Annotated in this window: 17 protein-coding genes and 1 pseudogene; 10 read left to right on the top strand and 8 right to left on the bottom strand. The window is 65.2% G+C overall.

Annotated features, from left to right (window positions below; all coding sequences use genetic code 11):
* Positions 1-32: 32 nt before the first annotated feature.
* On the bottom strand, positions 33-785 hold the full coding sequence (locus ACZI8Q_RS05330; protein WP_463372454.1) for a Fic family protein: 753 nt from the start codon (positions 783-785) through the stop codon (positions 33-35).
* Between the two features lie 224 nt (positions 786-1009).
* Here ACZI8Q_RS05330 and acs point away from each other — a divergent pair, with 224 nt between their 5' ends.
* Positions 1010-2944 carry an acetate--CoA ligase gene (gene acs / locus ACZI8Q_RS05325; RefSeq protein ID WP_463372453.1) on the top strand — a complete coding sequence of 645 codons (1935 nt, stop codon included), beginning with the start codon at positions 1010-1012 and terminating at the stop codon, positions 2942-2944.
* Positions 2945-2977: 33 nt separating this feature from the next.
* On the opposite strand, the gene ACZI8Q_RS05320 is transcribed toward acs, so the two are convergent.
* Positions 2978-3565 (bottom strand): maleylpyruvate isomerase family mycothiol-dependent enzyme, encoded by a 588-nt coding sequence (locus ACZI8Q_RS05320; protein WP_463372452.1) that lies wholly within the window; start codon positions 3563-3565, stop codon positions 2978-2980.
* A 197-nt stretch (positions 3566-3762) separates the two neighbouring features.
* Here ACZI8Q_RS05320 and ACZI8Q_RS05315 point away from each other — a divergent pair, with 197 nt between their 5' ends.
* Positions 3763-4140 carry a hypothetical protein gene (locus ACZI8Q_RS05315; protein ID WP_463372451.1) on the top strand — a complete coding sequence of 126 codons (378 nt, stop codon included), beginning with the start codon at positions 3763-3765 and terminating at the stop codon, positions 4138-4140.
* A gap of 210 nt (positions 4141-4350) precedes the next feature.
* The gene (erm, locus tag ACZI8Q_RS05310; RefSeq protein WP_463372450.1) at positions 4351-5175 is read left to right on the top strand and encodes a 23S ribosomal RNA methyltransferase Erm; all 825 of its coding nucleotides are present in this window, start codon (positions 4351-4353) and stop codon (positions 5173-5175) included.
* Positions 5176-5183: 8 nt separating this feature from the next.
* Here the strand turns inward: erm and ACZI8Q_RS05305 are convergent, their stop codons facing one another.
* Together ACZI8Q_RS05305 and ACZI8Q_RS05300 are read right to left on the bottom strand one after the other, a co-directional pair.
* The gene (locus tag ACZI8Q_RS05305) at positions 5184-5606 is read right to left on the bottom strand and encodes a RidA family protein (RefSeq protein WP_463372449.1); all 423 of its coding nucleotides are present in this window, start codon (positions 5604-5606) and stop codon (positions 5184-5186) included.
* Positions 5607-5670: 64 nt separating this feature from the next.
* Entirely contained in the window at positions 5671-7905 is a 2235-nt protein-coding gene (locus ACZI8Q_RS05300) for a fatty acid desaturase (protein WP_463372448.1), read from the bottom strand.
* 72 nt (positions 7906-7977) lie between these two features.
* Here ACZI8Q_RS05300 and ACZI8Q_RS05295 point away from each other — a divergent pair, with 72 nt between their 5' ends.
* The 5 genes and pseudogenes from ACZI8Q_RS05295 (at position 7978) to ACZI8Q_RS05275 (ending at position 12342) form a co-directional block, all read left to right on the top strand.
* A complete protein-coding gene (locus tag ACZI8Q_RS05295) occupies positions 7978-9030 on the top strand; it encodes a helix-turn-helix transcriptional regulator (RefSeq protein ID WP_463372447.1) in 1053 nt (350 codons plus the stop codon).
* Positions 9027-9446 (top strand): hypothetical protein, encoded by a 420-nt coding sequence (locus ACZI8Q_RS05290; RefSeq protein WP_463372446.1) that lies wholly within the window; start codon positions 9027-9029, stop codon positions 9444-9446. The genes ACZI8Q_RS05295 and ACZI8Q_RS05290 overlap by 4 nt, the downstream gene beginning before the upstream one ends.
* A gap of 139 nt (positions 9447-9585) precedes the next feature.
* Positions 9586-10848 (top strand): annotated as a pseudogene (gene nhaA / locus ACZI8Q_RS05285) (Na+/H+ antiporter NhaA).
* Positions 10848-11393: a phage holin family protein gene (locus ACZI8Q_RS05280; RefSeq protein WP_463372445.1), complete on the top strand. Its 546-nt coding sequence runs from the start codon at positions 10848-10850 to the stop codon at positions 11391-11393. Before nhaA ends, ACZI8Q_RS05280 begins: the two are co-directional and overlap by 1 nt.
* 16 nt (positions 11394-11409) lie before the next feature.
* The gene (locus ACZI8Q_RS05275; RefSeq protein ID WP_463372444.1) at positions 11410-12342 is read left to right on the top strand and encodes an alpha/beta fold hydrolase; all 933 of its coding nucleotides are present in this window, start codon (positions 11410-11412) and stop codon (positions 12340-12342) included.
* 25 nt (positions 12343-12367) lie between these two features.
* Here the strand turns inward: ACZI8Q_RS05275 and ACZI8Q_RS05270 are convergent, their stop codons facing one another.
* From ACZI8Q_RS05270 to nth, 4 genes are read right to left on the bottom strand one after another with little or no spacing between them, the layout of a single operon-like run.
* The gene (locus ACZI8Q_RS05270; RefSeq protein ID WP_463372443.1) at positions 12368-13558 is read right to left on the bottom strand and encodes a MarP family serine protease; all 1191 of its coding nucleotides are present in this window, start codon (positions 13556-13558) and stop codon (positions 12368-12370) included.
* On the bottom strand, positions 13555-14337 hold the full coding sequence (locus tag ACZI8Q_RS05265) for an NUDIX hydrolase (RefSeq protein ID WP_463372442.1): 783 nt from the start codon (positions 14335-14337) through the stop codon (positions 13555-13557). The genes ACZI8Q_RS05270 and ACZI8Q_RS05265 overlap by 4 nt, the downstream gene beginning before the upstream one ends.
* Positions 14334-14984 carry a TlpA family protein disulfide reductase gene (locus ACZI8Q_RS05260; protein WP_463372441.1) on the bottom strand — a complete coding sequence of 217 codons (651 nt, stop codon included), beginning with the start codon at positions 14982-14984 and terminating at the stop codon, positions 14334-14336. Before ACZI8Q_RS05260 ends, ACZI8Q_RS05265 begins: the two co-directional genes overlap by 4 nt.
* 9 nt (positions 14985-14993) lie before the next feature.
* Complete coding sequence (nth, locus tag ACZI8Q_RS05255) at positions 14994-15827, bottom strand: endonuclease III (protein ID WP_463372440.1); 834 nt, start codon at positions 15825-15827, stop codon at positions 14994-14996.
* Positions 15828-15857: 30 nt separating this feature from the next.
* Here nth and ACZI8Q_RS05250 point away from each other — a divergent pair, with 30 nt between their 5' ends.
* Together ACZI8Q_RS05250 and ACZI8Q_RS05245 are read left to right on the top strand one after the other, a co-directional pair.
* Positions 15858-16130, top strand: a complete 273-nt coding sequence (locus ACZI8Q_RS05250) for a hypothetical protein (RefSeq protein ID WP_463372439.1) — start codon at positions 15858-15860, stop codon at positions 16128-16130.
* 179 nt (positions 16131-16309) lie between these two features.
* Positions 16310-16984: a Crp/Fnr family transcriptional regulator gene (locus ACZI8Q_RS05245; RefSeq protein ID WP_463372438.1), complete on the top strand. Its 675-nt coding sequence runs from the start codon at positions 16310-16312 to the stop codon at positions 16982-16984.
* Positions 16985-17034 lie beyond the last annotated feature (50 nt).

Here is a 17034-nt window from a genome sequence, read left to right as displayed (position 1 = left end):
CCCGCCGGATGCACTGAAGCGTCGACCCCGCGCTAGCTCTCGGCTGCAGCCTCGGCAATGGATGTCGCCTCACGAGCACCGGCTTCGAGAGCCCCGCAACACAGAACGACCCAGCTGCCCACGCCCTCCGCGGTACCGGAGGTGAAGGCGGCAAGACCGTCCGTGTACGCCTGCGGGCGACGCAGCCAACTCACTTCCGGGACGCCGAGGTTGTGTGGATCGAGGCCGGTGGACACCGAAACCAACCGCGATGCAGCCCGCGCCACCACGCCGTCCGCGACACCGAACGGCCGCAACGTCGCCAGTTCACCATGGACGACCGCGGCAAGAATCGGGGCCGGAACGTCCGTTCCTCCGGTCACCAGCTGGGAAAGAGCGTCGAGGCGCTCCCCCACCCCGCGGTCCGTACGTGGCCTGCCCAGCTGCTCGGAATCCTCGGTGAGTCCAGAAGCGGCGAGCAGGTGCAGCCGCGCCAACGCCTGGAGTGGGGCACGCGACCAGGTCGCTTCGATCAACCCGAGCGCCTCGCCGTCCAGTGCCTGACCGACACGCAGAGCCCCCGTCAGAATCGGATCCGCGAGCTCACCGTCGGCAGGGAGTTCCGTCGATCCGCCGTCGAGCGACGCCGATGCCCTGGCCGCCCTGACGGACGCTTCAGCCGCGGTAGTGGGCCAGCCGCGACGGTTGGCCCGATGGCGATGCACGGCTCCGAGTGCGTCACGGGCGCGATCCGCTGCTTCGCGGACTCCGGGGAGGTCGGCCAAGGGTGCGAGTGGGTCGTTCACGGCCTTGACCGTACCCCGGCTGGGCAACGCGGCACGGCCCGGTCGTATCGGCTGTGCGGTCTCGGCGAACTGGCGGTCTCCGAACCGTCCATCGCACCGGTCCGACCGATCAGCGCACGAAACCGGCGCGTGGAGGCGCACGTTCCTGCGATCCACACACCTTGTGACTACGCTCACAAGTACGTCACAACAGTCCGTAGATCTGGAAAGAAGGCCCGGCCAACATGACCAGCGCATCCGAAGTCGACCCCGCCCCGGAAACGTACCCGCCGAACCCCGAATTCACGGCGACCGCGAACGCCGGACCCGAGCTGCAGGCGGCCGCCGACAAAGATCGGCTGCAGTTCTGGGCCGATCAGGCATCGCGGCTGCACTGGCACGAGCCTTGGACCGAAGTCCTGGACTGGTCCGATGCGCCGGTCGCGAAGTGGTTCGTCGGCGGCAAGCTCAACGTCGCCTACAACTGCGTCGACCGCCACGTGATCGCCGGGAACGGTGACCGCGTCGCCATCGCGTTCGAGGGCGAGCCCGGCGACACCCGCGAGCTCACCTACAGCGACCTGCTCGCCGAGGTCAGCAAAGCCGCCAACACATTTACCGAGCTCGGACTCGTCGCCGGGGACCGCGTCGCCGTCTACATGCCGATGATCCCCGAAGCCATCGTCACCATGCTGGCGTGCGCCCGGCTCGGCCTCACCCACTCGGTGGTGTTCGCCGGCTTCTCCGCCGCCGCCCTGCGCTCACGCATCGACGACGCCGAGGCGAAACTCGTCGTCACGGTCGACGGACAATGGCGGCGCGGCAGCGCGGCACCCCTCAAGACTGCCGTCGACGAAGCAGTGGATGGCGCCGAATCGGTGAGCAAGGTTCTGGTGGTCAAACGCACCGGTATCGACGTCGACTGGACCGAAGGCCGTGACCTGTGGTGGGAAGACACCGTCGACAAGGCTTCTCCCGAACACGAAGCCCAGCCCTTCGACTCCGAACAGCCACTGTTCGTGCTCTACACGTCCGGCACCACGGGCAAGCCCAAAGGGATCATCCACACCAGCGGTGGGTATCTGGCTCAGACGTCATACACCCATCATTACGTGTTCGATCACAAACCCGGGGAGGATGTCTACTGGTGCACCGCCGACATCGGCTGGGTCACCGGCCACTCGTACATCGTCTACGGACCGTTGAGCAACGGTGCCACCCAGGTGGTCTACGAGGGCACGCCCAATTCGCCCAACGAGCACCGGCACTTCGAGATCATCGAACGCCACCGTGTCAGCATCTATTACACGGCCCCCACGCTGATTCGCACGTTCATGAAGTGGGGGCGTGAGATCCCCGACGCCCACGATCTGTCCTCGATCAGGCTCCTCGGATCCGTCGGTGAACCGATCAATCCCGAGGCGTGGCGCTGGTATCGCGAAGTGATCGGCGCGGATTCGGCACCGATCGTCGACACCTGGTGGCAGACCGAGACCGGGTCCATCATGGTCTCCCCGCTGCCCGGTATCACCGCGACCAAACCGGGTTCGGCGATGGCAGCCCTGCCCGGTATCTCCGCCAACGTCGTCGACGACGACGCCAACCCGGTCGCCATGGGGGAGAGCGGATTCCTCGTGCTGGACAAGCCGTGGCCGTCGATGCTGCGCGGTATCTGGGGCGACATGGACCGCTATCGAGACACCTACTGGTCGAGGTACGCCGAGCAAGGCTGGTACTTCGCCGGTGACGGCGCCAAGTACGACGAGGGCGGGGCGCTGTGGGTTCTCGGCCGCGTCGACGACGTCATGAACGTGTCCGGGCACCGAATCTCCACGTCCGAGGTGGAATCGGCTCTCGTCGGGCATCACGGTGTCGCCGAGGCTGCCGTGGTCGGTGCCGCAGACGAAACGACCGGCCAAGGAATCGTCGCGTTCGTGATCCTGCGCGAGGGTGTCGAAAACACGGGCGACCAGCTGATCGAGGAGCTCAAAGCCCAAGTGTCCAAGGACATCAGCCCCATCGCCAAGCCCCGTCAGATCACGATCGTGCCCGAACTCCCCAAGACGCGGTCGGGCAAGATCATGCGCCGCCTGTTGCGTGATGTAGCGGAAGGTCGCGACCTGGGTGACACCTCGACCCTGGTCGACCCCAAGGTGTTCGACGCCATCCGAGGCAAATAGCACCCGTGAGTGGTTGACGAGTCTCTACCCTCGTCAACCACTCACAGGGTCTGCCTCATGACGGCGCCCCCAGACGGCAAGCAACTGTGCAGTCGGCCCAGTTCCTGCGGGCTTCGTCTCCGGTCCGAGTGCACCGTGCGACCGCAGCATCGACCGCACCGGTTGCCCCCGATCGAGCAGGAACCGACACAGTGCCGGATCTATCTCGACGTCCGGGTCGGCCACCGAAGCGATGTCCCAACCGTGCAGGACGAGTTCCTGTATTCGCATCACCAACAGCGTGGGCGCACCAACGTCCTCGAGTGGGTGGTGCAGGACGATGCCGTCGTCACGATGTTGTAGGAATTCGCAACGAAGGGCAGTTGCAAGCCCACGATGGGCGCTGCTCGGGTCGTCCCCGGCGTGGTCGGCGGTCCGACTCCAGGCAACTTCTGACGGATCACCACCGGTGAAGTAGTGCGCATACCGGATGGCTCCGCCGAGTACATGATTCGCGACATCCCGAGTGCTCCATCCCCGGCAGCGACTCGGTTGCGACCCGATGAGGCGTTGCCCGGCCAGCAGCTGCCCGAACAGGTCGTTAGCCAGATCGAGCTGCCACAGATCGTCGTCAGAGATCATGCGCTTCCGCCCCTCTCGGTGGAGCCGATACCTGTGAGTGGTCGACGAGCCCCTACCCTCGTCGACCCCTCATAGTAATGGTGATCCGGGGTCGGAAGTCTCGACGCGATGCATCGAAAGATGGCACGCTGTAACCGCTGTCGCAAACGTTCGGACCGAACTGGTGCTGACGGGGCACCGCGAGGGAGTTGATCGCGTTGAACAACGTCGGACGTACCCTGACCGTCGGAGCCGCGGTGTCGTGTCTCGCCACAGTCGGTGCTGGAACGGCCGCTGCCGCGGACGAACCAAAGATTCCTCCACCTGCACCGACGTTGACCGTATTCGCAGGTTCGCTGGGCGCGAGCACCTTCTCCGCAGTGATCGATGCCGAGCCGAATCACGTCTGCAAGAGCGACCCGACGGGCGCACCTGTCGGGCCTGCCGACGCATACGGGCAAGCGATCGTATGGCCCATCAGCGTGGCCGCATTCAGCGCCCCGAGAACGGACCGGAGCGAGGTCCGCATCACCTGTGGTCCGCAGTTCTCCGAGTGGAGCGACACCGGCACTGCCCAGGTCTTCACTCTGAGCTGACCGGTCCGCATCATGAATACTCGGTAGCCGGCGCACCGGCGAGGTTGTACGGTGCAGCCATGGGGATTACCAGCATCGCAGTGACCAAGATCCGTCGCTCCTAGCGGCTGAAACAAGCCTTCGAATTCACTCCGCCGCGTTCAGCACGTCAGTTGCTGGGTGGCGCTTTCGCTGCCCGGGCCATTCCGATACTGCCCGGAGTTCCTATCCATGCCCACATTCCGCGACGGTCGTCACGAGCACGGCCAAAACTTCCTCACAGACCGCGAAACGGCCAATACCATCGTCGGACTTGTCTCCCGAACAGCTGGTCCGATCATCGAAATCGGTCCAGGCGATGGAGCATTGACTGTTCCACTTCAAGCACTACACCGACCCATCACAGCAATCGAAATCGATCCACGGCACGCGCGAACCCTCGACCGTCGCGTCGGTACCGGCACGAAGGTCGTGCACGGAGACTTCCTCGACTACCGACTACCGCGAGCACCGCACACCATCGTGGGGAACCTCCCGTTCCACCAAACCACCGCGATCCTTCGGCGCATTCTGCACAACGAATACTGGACGGCGGCGGTTCTACTGACACAGTGGGAGGTTGCGCGCCGTCGTGCGGCGGTAGGTGGAGCAACCATGATGACTGCACAGTGGTGGCCTTGGTACGACTTCCGACTGGCCGGCCGTATTCCCTCGTCGGCATTCACACCACGGCCAGGAGTCGATGCGGGACTGATGACCATCAACCGACGGGCTGTCCCCCTCGTCGAACCGGAGCATCGCAACCGTTACAGCTCCTTCGTGCACTCCGTGTTCACGAGCAAGGGACGCGGTCTGAATCAAATCCTGCCGAGGGCGACACACGACCGATCGAGCGCCGAGGTCGGGAAGTGGCTGGCCGAACAACGGTTTCGAGGAACACCGCTGCCGAAGGATCTCTCCGCCGAACAGTGGTCCGACCTCTTCGGGATCGCCGATCGACGCGCAACGAGCGACCGAAAGCGGACTGGCCGGCGGGCGTCAGAACCCAAGCGATGACCGTGTGTTCACGCTGAACCGAGGGGCGCGTCGACTGCCGCTACGGCCTCGATCTCGACGAGCTGATCGTCGTATCCCAGCACCGTCACGCCCATCAGTGTGCTGGGCGGATCGTGATCGCCGAAGGTATCGCGCACCATCTCCCAGGCTGTCACCAGGTCGGCCTGATCAGCAGAGGCGACCAAGACCCGAGTGCGTACGACGTCACCGAGTACGGCCCCTGCGGCAGCCAGAGCCGTGGTCAGCGTCTCCATGCACTTCGCTGCCTGACCGGCGTAGTCACCGACACTTGCAGTGGTCCCGTCCAATTCGAGCGGGCAGGCGCCTGCCAGGAAGATCAGTCGGGCGTCGCCCGGAACGGTTGCCGCATAGGCATACTCGGCGACATCCGACAGAGCCGCCGACCGGATCAGTGTTACCCGCTTGGTCACCACACCGAGGGTACCTGTGAGCGGCAAAGGAGTGTGGAGACTCGTCAACCACTCACAGGGGTTGTCAGAGGTCGAGTTCGACGTCGGAGCAGGCCATGCTGTTGCAAACCGTGATCCGATCGAGCGGTGGACCGTCGACCTCTCGCTGTGTGACGCCGTTCAACTTGGGTGTCACACAAGCCTTGCAGAGTCCACGCTCACAGCCGGTGGGCACGCGAATGCCCGCCCGCGTCGCTGCCTCGAGCAGCGTGGTTGCGCCGTCGATCTCCACGGAGCTTCCGCTTCTGCGGAAGCGAACCGTGTAGCGGGAACCGTCATCTGCCGGACGTTCCAGTTCGGGAGGCGTGAACGACTCGGCATGAAAACGAGTGCGCGGCACACCGAGTTCGTTCGTCCATCCGCGTGCGAGGTCCACCATCGCGGGCGGTGCGCAGGCGTACGTTTCACGCTCGGCGCAGTCGTTCACGTACTTCCGGATGAGATCGAGCGAGAGCCGCCCCGTGCCGATGTTTCCGCGCCGAGAGGGTGCGCTCGTGAACAGGTGCACCCTGACCCCGGATCTGCGGGCGAGCTCGCGTAGTTCATGCTCGAAAATGATCGACCGGTCGTCCTTGTTGAAGTAGAGCAGGACCACATCGGATTCCGGAGCCTCTCGGACGATCCGGCGAAGCACGCTGATGACCGGGGTGATGCCGACGCCGCCCGCGATGAACAACGTCTTGCGTGCAGCGCCTTCCACCGCAAAGTCCCCGGTGGCGCTGGGCGTACCGACGAGGGTGACGTACTTACCCGCTCGCAGTTCGCCGTTCAGTCGGTTCGATACCCGGCCGCCAGGAACGCGCTTGATGCAGATCTCCATCATGTGCGACGAATCGCTGTCGTGCACCAGGCTGTACTGCCGGACCAGATCCTCACCCTCGACCTCGGCCCGGATCGACACGAAAGCGCCTGCTTCCCACCGAACAGCGTCCCAGCCGTGTGGCTTCTCCAATTGGACCGACAGAGCGCTGCCCCCTGCCACCGACGTCACTTCGACGACCTTGACCTGGGCGTTGTGGAACCGGGGCTTGTCCAGGTACGGCGACTCCGGCAGCGTCTTGTAGGCGATTCCGTAGGCGATCCGTCTGGCGAGAGTGGCCGGGTGCGCGAGCAATCTGCGTGAGTGCCCGAACTCCGATTCGCCGACCGGAACAGACAGGCGTGCCAACGTTTTCGCCACGAGCGGTGCCGTGGCCAGCAGCGGGGTCTCGTGGTACGGGAGTCCGTGTTTCGCGGCGATGGCCCGCACTTCGGGTGCGATCTCGCGCTGCTTCGTCGGCGGTAGGTCCGGGAACAGATGGTGTTCGATGTGGGTGTCGAGTCCCCCGTAGAAGATGTTCATCTCCGGGCGCTTCTCGAACGGCACTTCCTCGAGCAGGATTCGCTCGAGCGCATCGTCCAGTTGGGGACAGGGCAGAAAGTTTCGGGTCGCCCGGATCTGGCGTTCGTAGTATTGGTCCGCAGTCTCGTTCGGGCCTGGATCGGCGAACAGTTCCAGCTCACCCGCGTGGTGCTCGATGAAGACGAGGAACAGCACGGACATGTACCCCGCAACCCCTCCGAGATAGTTCGCCACCAACGCCTGCGGCAATTTCGCCCCTGCCGAGCGCGGCTCGCGGAAGTACCGGCGCTGTGCGTCACGCATCGCAATCGCCGCCGGTGATCGCAGAGTGTAGGAACTGAAGAACCGCCTGCCCTCGACCCGTCGTGCCACGTTCGCGAGGAAGAACGGCGCTGCCTGCGGGGCGAAGGTTGCGAGCGCTCCCACCATTGCGATCTGGCCGAGATGGTGGCCGTACCAGTCCTGGCCGGCGAGTCCGCGCATGATGCTGTATCCGAGGTCGTGATCCTTGTCGACGATGTTGGTGTTCGGGTGATGACCGACGTGGTGCATCGTCTTCCAGTGGTCGACGTCCACATTGAAGTCCCACCGATACCGCTCGGAGTGGTAGTCGCCGTTGTTCGGCAGATGGTCGTAGCTGCCGTGGATGATGTTGTGGCCCAGTTCCGAGAATTGCATCAGCCGGTAGAGCATCTCGAGCGCCGCAGCCCGCCTGACCGACCGAACCGTACCCTCGCGCAGCAACTCCAGCCGACGGGACTCGATTGCCTGACCGTAGGCCGTGACGTTCCGGATATGGGCGAGGTCGCGCTCCCCCACCTCGGCCTTCGCTCGGGCGTAGAGCGCCAGCAATTCGTCTGCCAACCCAGGCTCGATGTCGTCGGCATGCAGGGAGCGAACATCAGCGATCGTGGTCATGAAAGTGACGCTAGCCGCCCCCTTTCCGCAGATGAATGGTCCTTTCGGACGGAAAGTTGGTATTTTCGGACAATGACGTCGTCGCCGGTGTGGGCGGTGCCACGCGGCACCGAGGGCGTGCGCATCATGCTCGAAGGCGGCGCCGAACACGGTCTGACCGCAGCCGACTGTCTGCAGGGCACGGGAATCATCGAACGTGAACTCGACGACGAGAACGTCGAGATCTGGGCGCACCAGGAGTTCGACGTCATTCGCAATATCCTGGGCCGGATTGGTGATCGTCCGGGTTTGGGTATCGAGGTCGGAAAACACTCGACCCTCGGCCGCACCGGGGTGATCGGGTTCATGCTGCTTGCGGGCCCGACGTTCTCCGATGCTGCAGAGCGCGCCATCGCGCACCTCGCCCTGTCGCCGACACACCTGCGTTTCTCTCTCGAAACCGACGCAGACCACGCGTACGTGGTGGGTTCGGACGACGAACTCCCGTCGGACATCAGGTCGTTCATCGTCGAACGAGATATGGCAGGTCTCGCGACTGCACTGCGCGGCGGTCAGATCGACCTGGCACCGGAGCGTCTCGACACTGCACTCGAACCGGCGCGCGCCATCCTGCTCGCGCAGGAATGGGGAATGGGACCCGAGTGTGTTCGCCCGCACGACACCGGTCACAGACTGGTGCTTTCACTGTCGACTCTCGACCTGCGGCTGCCACAGGCGGACGCGAACACCGCGCGCATTTTCGAAAGTCAATGCCAGGACCTCCTCGCTCGCCGGTTGGCGCGTGTCGGTGTGACCGGCCAGGTGCGCAGCAGACTGATGCACGTGGCGGACGGTTGGCCGTCGATGGACACCGTCGCACACGAACTGCACCTCGACCCTCGAACCCTCCGCCGCAATCTGACGCGGGAAGGAACGTCTTTCCGCGCGTTGGTCGACGAGGTGCGGCGCGCACGGGCCATCGAACTGCTCGCACAGGGCGTTCCGGTCGCCGATATTGCCGCGCAGTTGGGTTACGCCGAAACCGCGAACTTCACGCACAGCTTCAAGCGTTGGGAAGGCGTTGCGCCCAGCTACTTCCGGCGTGCTGCCGAAGAGGGCCGGCCGGAGCGTACGGTCGAAGAATGACTGTGGACGTGACTGCCGAACGACGTGCACTCACCGTGATAGGGGTCGGCCGAATCGTGTGGGGGGCCACGACGGCATTGGCGTCGCGTCAGGTGTATCGCGCCCTCGACCTCGACTACCCCGGACCTGATCACGGAATCTGGATCAAAGCCTTCGGTGTACGGGACGTGATCCTCGGCGCGGCTGCGCTGCACCCCGATGCGACCGTGCGAAATGTGACACTCAAAGCTGGTATCGCCATGGACGTTTTCGATGCCGGCGTCGTCGCGAACGCGGCTCGCAACGGACTCCCACGCCGAACGGCAGTGATAGGACTGCTACTTGCCGGCGGCACAGCTACCGTCGCCGCCGTCGGCCCACTGGTTCTGACGAAACTGGCTTCCCGCAAGGCAGTGGCACGCAAGCTTCGACGTTGACGCCTTGTCCCGTACGTCCTGAGACACGAGTCCCCACCCTCGCCAACCAGTCGCCAGGGGTATGGTGCGGGACGGTGTGCCGGGAAGTCTGGTCGGCGATTCAATCGACATACCCGGACACGACGAAGGGCGAGACACCGTGACAGGCCCCAGGGGCTCCGAGCTCGCTCGCTATCTGCGCACCGAAACGGTCGGTGGGACACTGCTTCTTGCTGCTGCCGCCATCGCCTTGATCTGGGTGAACTCGCCGTGGGCAGACGCCTACACCGGTCTGCGCGACTTTCGGATCGGCCCGCACGCGCTGCACCTCGATCTTTCCGTCGGGACGTGGGCGCAGGACGGGTTGCTCGCCGTGTTCTTCTTCGTCGCGGGCCTGGAGCTGAAGCGGGAGCTGGTGGTCGGTGAGCTCGCCAATCGAAAGAAGGCGCTGCTGCCGGTCATCGCGGCATGCGGCGGTGTGATCGTCCCGGCAATCATCGCGGCATCCATCGGGTGGGGCACGCCAGGAATGGACCGTGGATGGGCGATTCCGGTAGCGACCGACATCGCGTTCGCCCTGGGTGTTCTGGCCCTCACCGGTTCGCGGATTCCGGCCAGCGCCCGGGTGTTCCTGCTCAGTCTTGCGGTCGTGGACGACCTCCTTGCCATCGCGTTGATCGCGATCCTGTTCACCGCATCCATTGCCGCCCTGTGGCTCGCGGGCGCCGCAGCCTGCCTGACCGTGTATGCGTTCGCCCAGCATCGGCGCATCACCACAGCGTTCCTGTACCTCCCGGTCGCCCTGCTCACCTGGTATTGCATCCACGAAGCCGGCATTCACCCGACTATCGCCGGAGTGGCATTGGGGCTGCTGACCCGTGTCAAAACCGATCCCGACGAGGAAGACTCGCCCGCTGCACGCCTCGAACATCGAATACAGCCGATTTCGGCCGGTCTGTGCGTGCCACTGTTCGCTCTGTTTGCGGCCGGCGTGCCGTTGGGTGGCGGTGTGCTGGGCGGCCTGCTCTCGGACCCGGTTTCGCTGTCCGTGATCGCCGGACTTCTCATCGGTAAGCCCGTCGGAATCTTCGGAATCTCCTGGCTGACGATCAAGCTCGGAATCGCGGAAAAGCCCAGATCTCTCGAATTCCGTGACATGTTTGCACTGTCGGTGCTCGGCGGAATCGGATTCACCGTTAGCCTTCTCGTAGCAGATCTCGCGCTGGCGGGCATCGGCGACGGCAGCGAAGCCGAAACAGCGAAAGCTGCGGTGCTCATCAGCTCCGTGGCGGCGTCGCTGGTCGGATCAGCGCTACTGTTACGACGCGGTCGGGTGCATGCAGCCCGGCCATGACACGGTCGGGTGCATGCAGCCCGATCGGAGGACTCGGACATGCAAGAGCTACCTGGAGGGGTCGACTAGTGAGCAACACCGGCAGCAACACCCGCGGCGGCAAACACGGGAAGGGAGACGGCGAGCGATTCACCGGAGACGGGGTACCCCGCACGGTGTCGTCGATCCCGTTGACCGACGTTGATGCGCGGACACCCGCCGAAGCAAGCATCGGCAACCTCGTCAAGGACGCCACCACTCAGGTCTCGACCCTGGTACGGGCCGAGGTCGAGTTGGCGAAGGCCGAGGTCACCGGCGAAATCAAGAAGGGCCTGCAGGGCAGTGTCTTCTTCATTCTCGCCATCACGGTGCTGCTGTTCAGCTCGTTCTTCTTCTTTTTCTTCCTCGCCGAACTGCTCGCCGTGTGGCTCGATCGCTGGGCGGCGTTCCTGATCGTCTTCGGGATCATGGTCCTGGCGACCGCGTTCCTTGCACTGCTCGGTTACCTGCGTGTACGTAAGTTACGGGCGCCGGAACGCACCATCGACTCCCTGAAGCAGGCGAAGACCGTGCTCCCCACCTCGCACCCTGATGCGCCTGCGGTGGAAGCACCCAGTGGTCGCCACGCGCGCTGACATACGGCTCCGCACCGTGGCACCACCTGATCCGTCTACTGTCCGCTTCGCCGGCCCCTGGATTCATCGCGACATCCATGCCAACGGGATCCGCTTCCACACGGTGGAAGCGGGTGATGCGCACCCCGACGCACCCTTGGTGGTGCTACTACACGGCTTCGCCGATTTCTGGTGGTCGTGGCGCCATCAGCTCGGTGCGCTGTCGGAGGCGGGTCTGCGTGCCGTTGCCGTGGACCTGCGCGGTTACGGCGACTCCGACAAGCCGCCCCGTGGCTACGACGGTTGGACGCTCGCAGGTGATGTGGCGGGACTGATTCGCGCAATGGGCTACCCGAACGCGACTCTCGTCGGTCACGCCGACGGCGGGCTGGTCTGCTGGGCAACTGCCGTCCTGCATCCCCATCTCGTCCGTTCGATCGCCCCGATCGGGTCGCCACATCCGATCGCGCTGCGCGAGGGTGTCCTTCGGGACCGCAGGCAGCGCCGGGCTTTCTTGCCGTCGTTCGTGGCCGGCCAGCTGCCGTGGCTGCCCGAGCGGCGCCTGACCCGCGACGACGGCGCCGAGATAGCACAGATCGTCCGTGCACGTTCGAGCGCTCGATGGCGCAGCGGTGCCGAGTGCGATGACGTGGTCGCCAAGATGCGGTCCGCGATCCGCATTCCCGGGACCGCCCACTGCACGCTCGAGTATCAGCGGTGGGCTTTCCGTAGCCAGTTCCGTCCGGACGGTCGCCGATTCATGACTTCGATGGATCGGGTCCTGTCGCTACCCGTCATGCAGGTGCACGGCGAACTCGACCCGTACGTGCTGGCCGACACCCTCCGGCGAGGTCACCGCTACGCACCCCATCAGAGGCTGGTGTCGATTGCCGGAGCCGGTCATTACGTGCACTGGGAGTCCCCGGAACATGTGAACGCGGCCCTGACCGAGTTCGTGGCGGCCGACTGACCACTCTCGGTTCCGCCCGGCCCCGTCAGGAGATGCAGGCCCCTGTTTCCACCTCGGCCGAGGCCGCTGATGCCTCGGCAAGCTGCCGGGACACCTCGTCGGCGGTGAGCGCGAAGCCGGTGTCACTGTTGTCGATGGCCGCACCGAACACGACGCCGATCACGCGACCGGAGCTGTCGACGAGCGGCCCACCCGAATTGCCTTGACGGATCGACCCACGCACCGTGTACACCTCGCGCTCCACGGTCCCGGATCGGTAGATGTTCGGTCCGCTGAGGTTCAGGACTTCGCGGACGCGCGCTGCGCTGGCCGTATACGGGCCACCACCCGGGTATCCGAGCACGAGGGCGTCGTCTCCGGTCTCTGCCTGCTCGGGAGCGAACTGCAGTACGGGGGCGTCGAGACCCGGAACATGGAGCACAGCGACGTCGGTGGACGGGTCGAAGACGACCACCGTCGCGGGGAGCGGACCGTTCGCGGTATCCACGACGAGTTGTTCGGTGCCGGCGACCACGTGCGCGTTGGTCATCACCTGCTCGGGAGCGCTGACGAACCCGGTGCCTTCGAGTGCACGCTGGCAGCTCGGAGCGACGCCACGAATCCGCAGCACACTCTCGTGCAGCCGCGCAGCGACGGGGCTCTGCAGCACGCTGGCGTCCGGTGGGTCGACGGTGGTGATCGGAGTACGCCCGAACGGGCCGATCACGTCCGGGAGACCGGAGGTGTCGAGCAACGCCGAGAACTCGGAAGGCAGCTTCCGCACCCAGTCGGGGGCGACCCCGTCGACCTTCTCGAGCACCGTGGACCCGCGCACCGCTGCGGCCACCTGTGGCTGCGACGAGGTCGTGAGAGGGACGGCCAACAACCACGCGGCGATGAACACGGCCACCGCCTGGACCCCGGCACCGATCAGGCTGTCCACCGACCTGGTGGTCGGGCTGTGCATGCTGCCGCGGACTGTTCGGCCCAGCACCATTCCGGCGACCTCGCCGATCACCACCAGCACGACGATGAGGGCAATGCCCGCGAGAATGCGTCCACGCCCCTCCTCGACGTGAACGAGCAGGTGCGGAGCGAGCAGAATGCCCGCCACCGCCCCGAGCACGACTCCGACGAACGCCAGAATCGACGCCACCGCCCCGTGCCGCCAACCCGACGTCGCCGCGACGACCGCGATGAGGCAGATCGCGATGTCGATCCAGGTGGACCCGGTCACTGTTCCACCGCCGGCGCTTCGGGATGGATTCGTCGGGCCCCGACGGTATCGACCTGTCGGGCCCCGACGGTATCCTGGTCGTACGCCGACAACACGTCGTCGAGATCACGGACGTCGCGGACGTCCCACGGCAGTTCCCACCCCGACACGGAGAGCAGCGCGGCCAGGATGCCGGCGGTGAAACCCCACACGAGCATTCCCTCGGCCGAGAACGCCGGACCCTGGTACCCGGCAGGGTGGCGCACCTGGAAACGGTTCTCGGGGTCGATGAGCGTGCCGAGAGGGACCCGCACGACCCGTTCCGCCTCCGCAGGGTCGACCACCGAGACCGGGGTGGGACGCTCCCAGTACGCGATCACCGGGGTGACATCGAAGCCGGACGGCGGAATGAAGATCTCGGGCAGGACGACCAGCGGACGCACCCCGTCCGGGTCGAGGCCGGTCTCTTCCTGCGCTTCACGCAGCGCGGTACCCACGGGCCCGTCGTCCCCCGGATCCGAGGCGCCGCCGGGGAAGGCGACCTGGCCCCGGTGTTGACGCATCGTCGAGGCGCGCTGGGTGAGCAGGATGTCGGCGTCGACGGGCAGCCCGCCGCGCGTGTTCGGTTCCGGCATGGCAGTGCCACCGAACAGAACCAGCACGGCAGCCGCGCGAGACGATGCGCCCTGTGGCGCGCGGCGTTCGATGACGGGATTGATGTTCATCGGGTCGGCGGGCATGTTGTCGACGACACCGCGCAACCAGCCCGGTATGCCACGGTCCGTGAGACGTTCGGTCATACCGTGACCCCCAGGTGTGTCTCCACCAAGGCCGCAATCTCGTCGACGCTGTCGAAGGGCTGCGGCAGGATCTGCGCAACCGTTCCGTCGGCACGAAGGAGGACGGATACCGGTAGAACTGCCGGCGCACTCACCGCTGACCGCACCTGCGCCCGGGCGTCCTGGACGCCGGGCAAGGTCACGCCGTAGTCGGTGAGCCGGGAGAGAGCCGCAGCTTCGTTCGGATCGGTGTGCACCGTTAGCACGGTAACCGCATCGGCGGCGCGTTCGGAAAACTGTTGGAGGTACGGCAGTTCCTCGGCGCACGGTGCGCACCAGTAGGCCCACAGGTTCACGATCGCGGGGGTACCGGCGAGCGCGGACGCAAGATCGACGGAACTGCCGTCTGTCAGGCACGACACGTTCACACCGGCAAGCGCAGCTCCGGGCTCGGGCACTTCTTCCGGCTGTGGACACTCGGCAAGTCCGGCATCCGTTCGCAGGCCTGCCAGCTCGGCGTCGCCCACGGACGACTGTCCGTTCGCGGACGTGGCTCCGCCGCGTTGGCCGGGACCGGCATCGTCGGTGTCGGTACGGGGCCACATCGCCACAACGAGAGCAACCACCACCACGAGGGCGGCGAGGCTCCACCGTGCTGCACTAGACATCGGTCACCGTCACACTCCCGCCAGTGCGAGCAGATGATCGGTCTCGGGACCCTTCACGAGCTTCGCCGCCTCGACAGGATCGGTGGGACCGATACCGAACGACGGGCAATCCTTCGCGAGGACGCACACCCCGCAGGCCGGTTTCCTGGCGTGACACACCCGGCGGCCGTGAAAGATCACGCGATGTGACAGCAGGGTCCACTCCTTGCGTTCGACGAGCTCGCCGACCGCGCGCTCGACCTTCACCGGATCTTCTTCCGCCGTCCACTTCCATCGCCGCACCAGGCGTCCGAAATGGGTATCGACAGTGATTCCGGGCACACCGAACGCGTTGCCGAGAACGACGTTGGCCGTTTTGCGGCCGATTCCCGGCAGGGTGACGAGGTCTTTCAGATTTGCCGGCACCTCACCGTCGAATCGGTCGAGCAATGCCTGCCCCAGTCCGATCAACGATGTCGTTTTGTTCCGGTAGAAGCCTGTGGTTCTGATGTATTCCTCGAGTTCGACACGGTCGGCCTCCGCGTACGACTTCGCGTCTGGATAGCGGGCGAACAAGGCAGGCGTGACCTGGTTGACCCGGACATCTGTGCACTGTGCCGACAAGATGGTCGCCACCGCCAGTTCGAGCGGCGTCGTGAAGTCGAGTTCGCAATACACGTTCGGGAACGCGACCGCGAGCTTGCGGTTCATCCGCCGGGCTCTGCGAACGAGAGCAAGGCGGGACTCCGGTTCGTCGGCAGCGACAGAAGGCCGCCGACGCACTCGAGGTTCCTCGGATCGCGTCGGTTTCACGCCTCCGACAATACGGATGCCGGTGCGATCGGATTCGCTGCTGTGTCGCATCTGAGACCTTCTCCGTGTTTACTCTCCGGTATGCAAGGTCTCGCTGTGATCCTCTTCCCAGTGCTTCTGATGCTGTTCGCATTGGCCATGGAGCGCGTGGAATACCGGCTGCGGCGCCTCGCCGTGCGCGAGCAGGAGGTGGAGGAATTCCTCGACCAGGCGGGCCAGGACGACGTGGCCAACCTGGCAGACAAAGGGTTTCCCCATGCCCAAGAACGCCTCCACCTGCGCAAGAAAGGCGTCCCGAGCCCTCCCGCCGACGCGACGAACATCGCCGACGCAGGCTCCCGTCGCGCAAGCTGACGCAGCACCGGAAGCAGCTTTCGGCGCAACTTTCCGGCACTTAGACGCCATCAGTCACTCGAGCACCGGTGTGTCGTCGTAGACTTCGAGGCCGAACCAGTTACACCGCACACCTGAACGGTGCACCCAACGACGGCGGGCATCGAGTGACACAGACGAACAATTCCCAAGGAGCGCACGTGGACGACGTCCTGGCAAGAGCCGGCATCTTCCAAGGAGTCGAGCCCTCAGCAGTGGCAGCGCTGACCAAGCAGCTGCAGCCTGTCGACTTCCCTCGCGGTCACGTCATCTTCAACGAAGGTGAACCCGGCGACCGCCTGTACATCATCGCGAGCGGCAAGGTGAAGATCGGCCGCCGGTCCCCCGACGGTCGAGAGAATCTGCTGACCATCATGGGCCCCTCCGATATGTTCGGCGAGTTGTCGATCTTCGACCCCGGTCCACGTACCTCCACCGCCACAACTGTCACCGAAGTGCGCGCCGTCTGCATGGACCGCGAGGCACTCAAGCAGTGGATCGACCATCGACCCGAGATCGCCGAGCAGCTGCTGCGCGTGTTGGCTCGCCGCCTGCGCCGCACCAACAACAGCCTCGCGGACCTCATCTTCACGGATGTTCCCGGCCGTGTCGCCAAGGCGTTGCTGCAGCTCGCGCAGCGGTTCGGCACCCAGGAGGCAGGTTCGCTCCGGGTCACCCACGATCTGACGCAGGAAGAGATCGCCCAACTCGTCGGCGCTTCCCGCGAAACCGTGAACAAGGCACTCGCCGACTTCGCGCACCGCGGTTGGCTGCGCCTCGAGGGCAAGAGCGTGCTCATCTCGGATTCCGAGCGACTCGCGCGACGCGCCCGTTGATCATCGGGAACTGATCACTCGTTCGAACTGTCCGTGAATTTCGGCCACCC

Source organism: Rhodococcus quanlei, from assembly GCF_055231015.1.
This window is presented reverse-complemented; position numbering and strand designations above follow the sequence as displayed.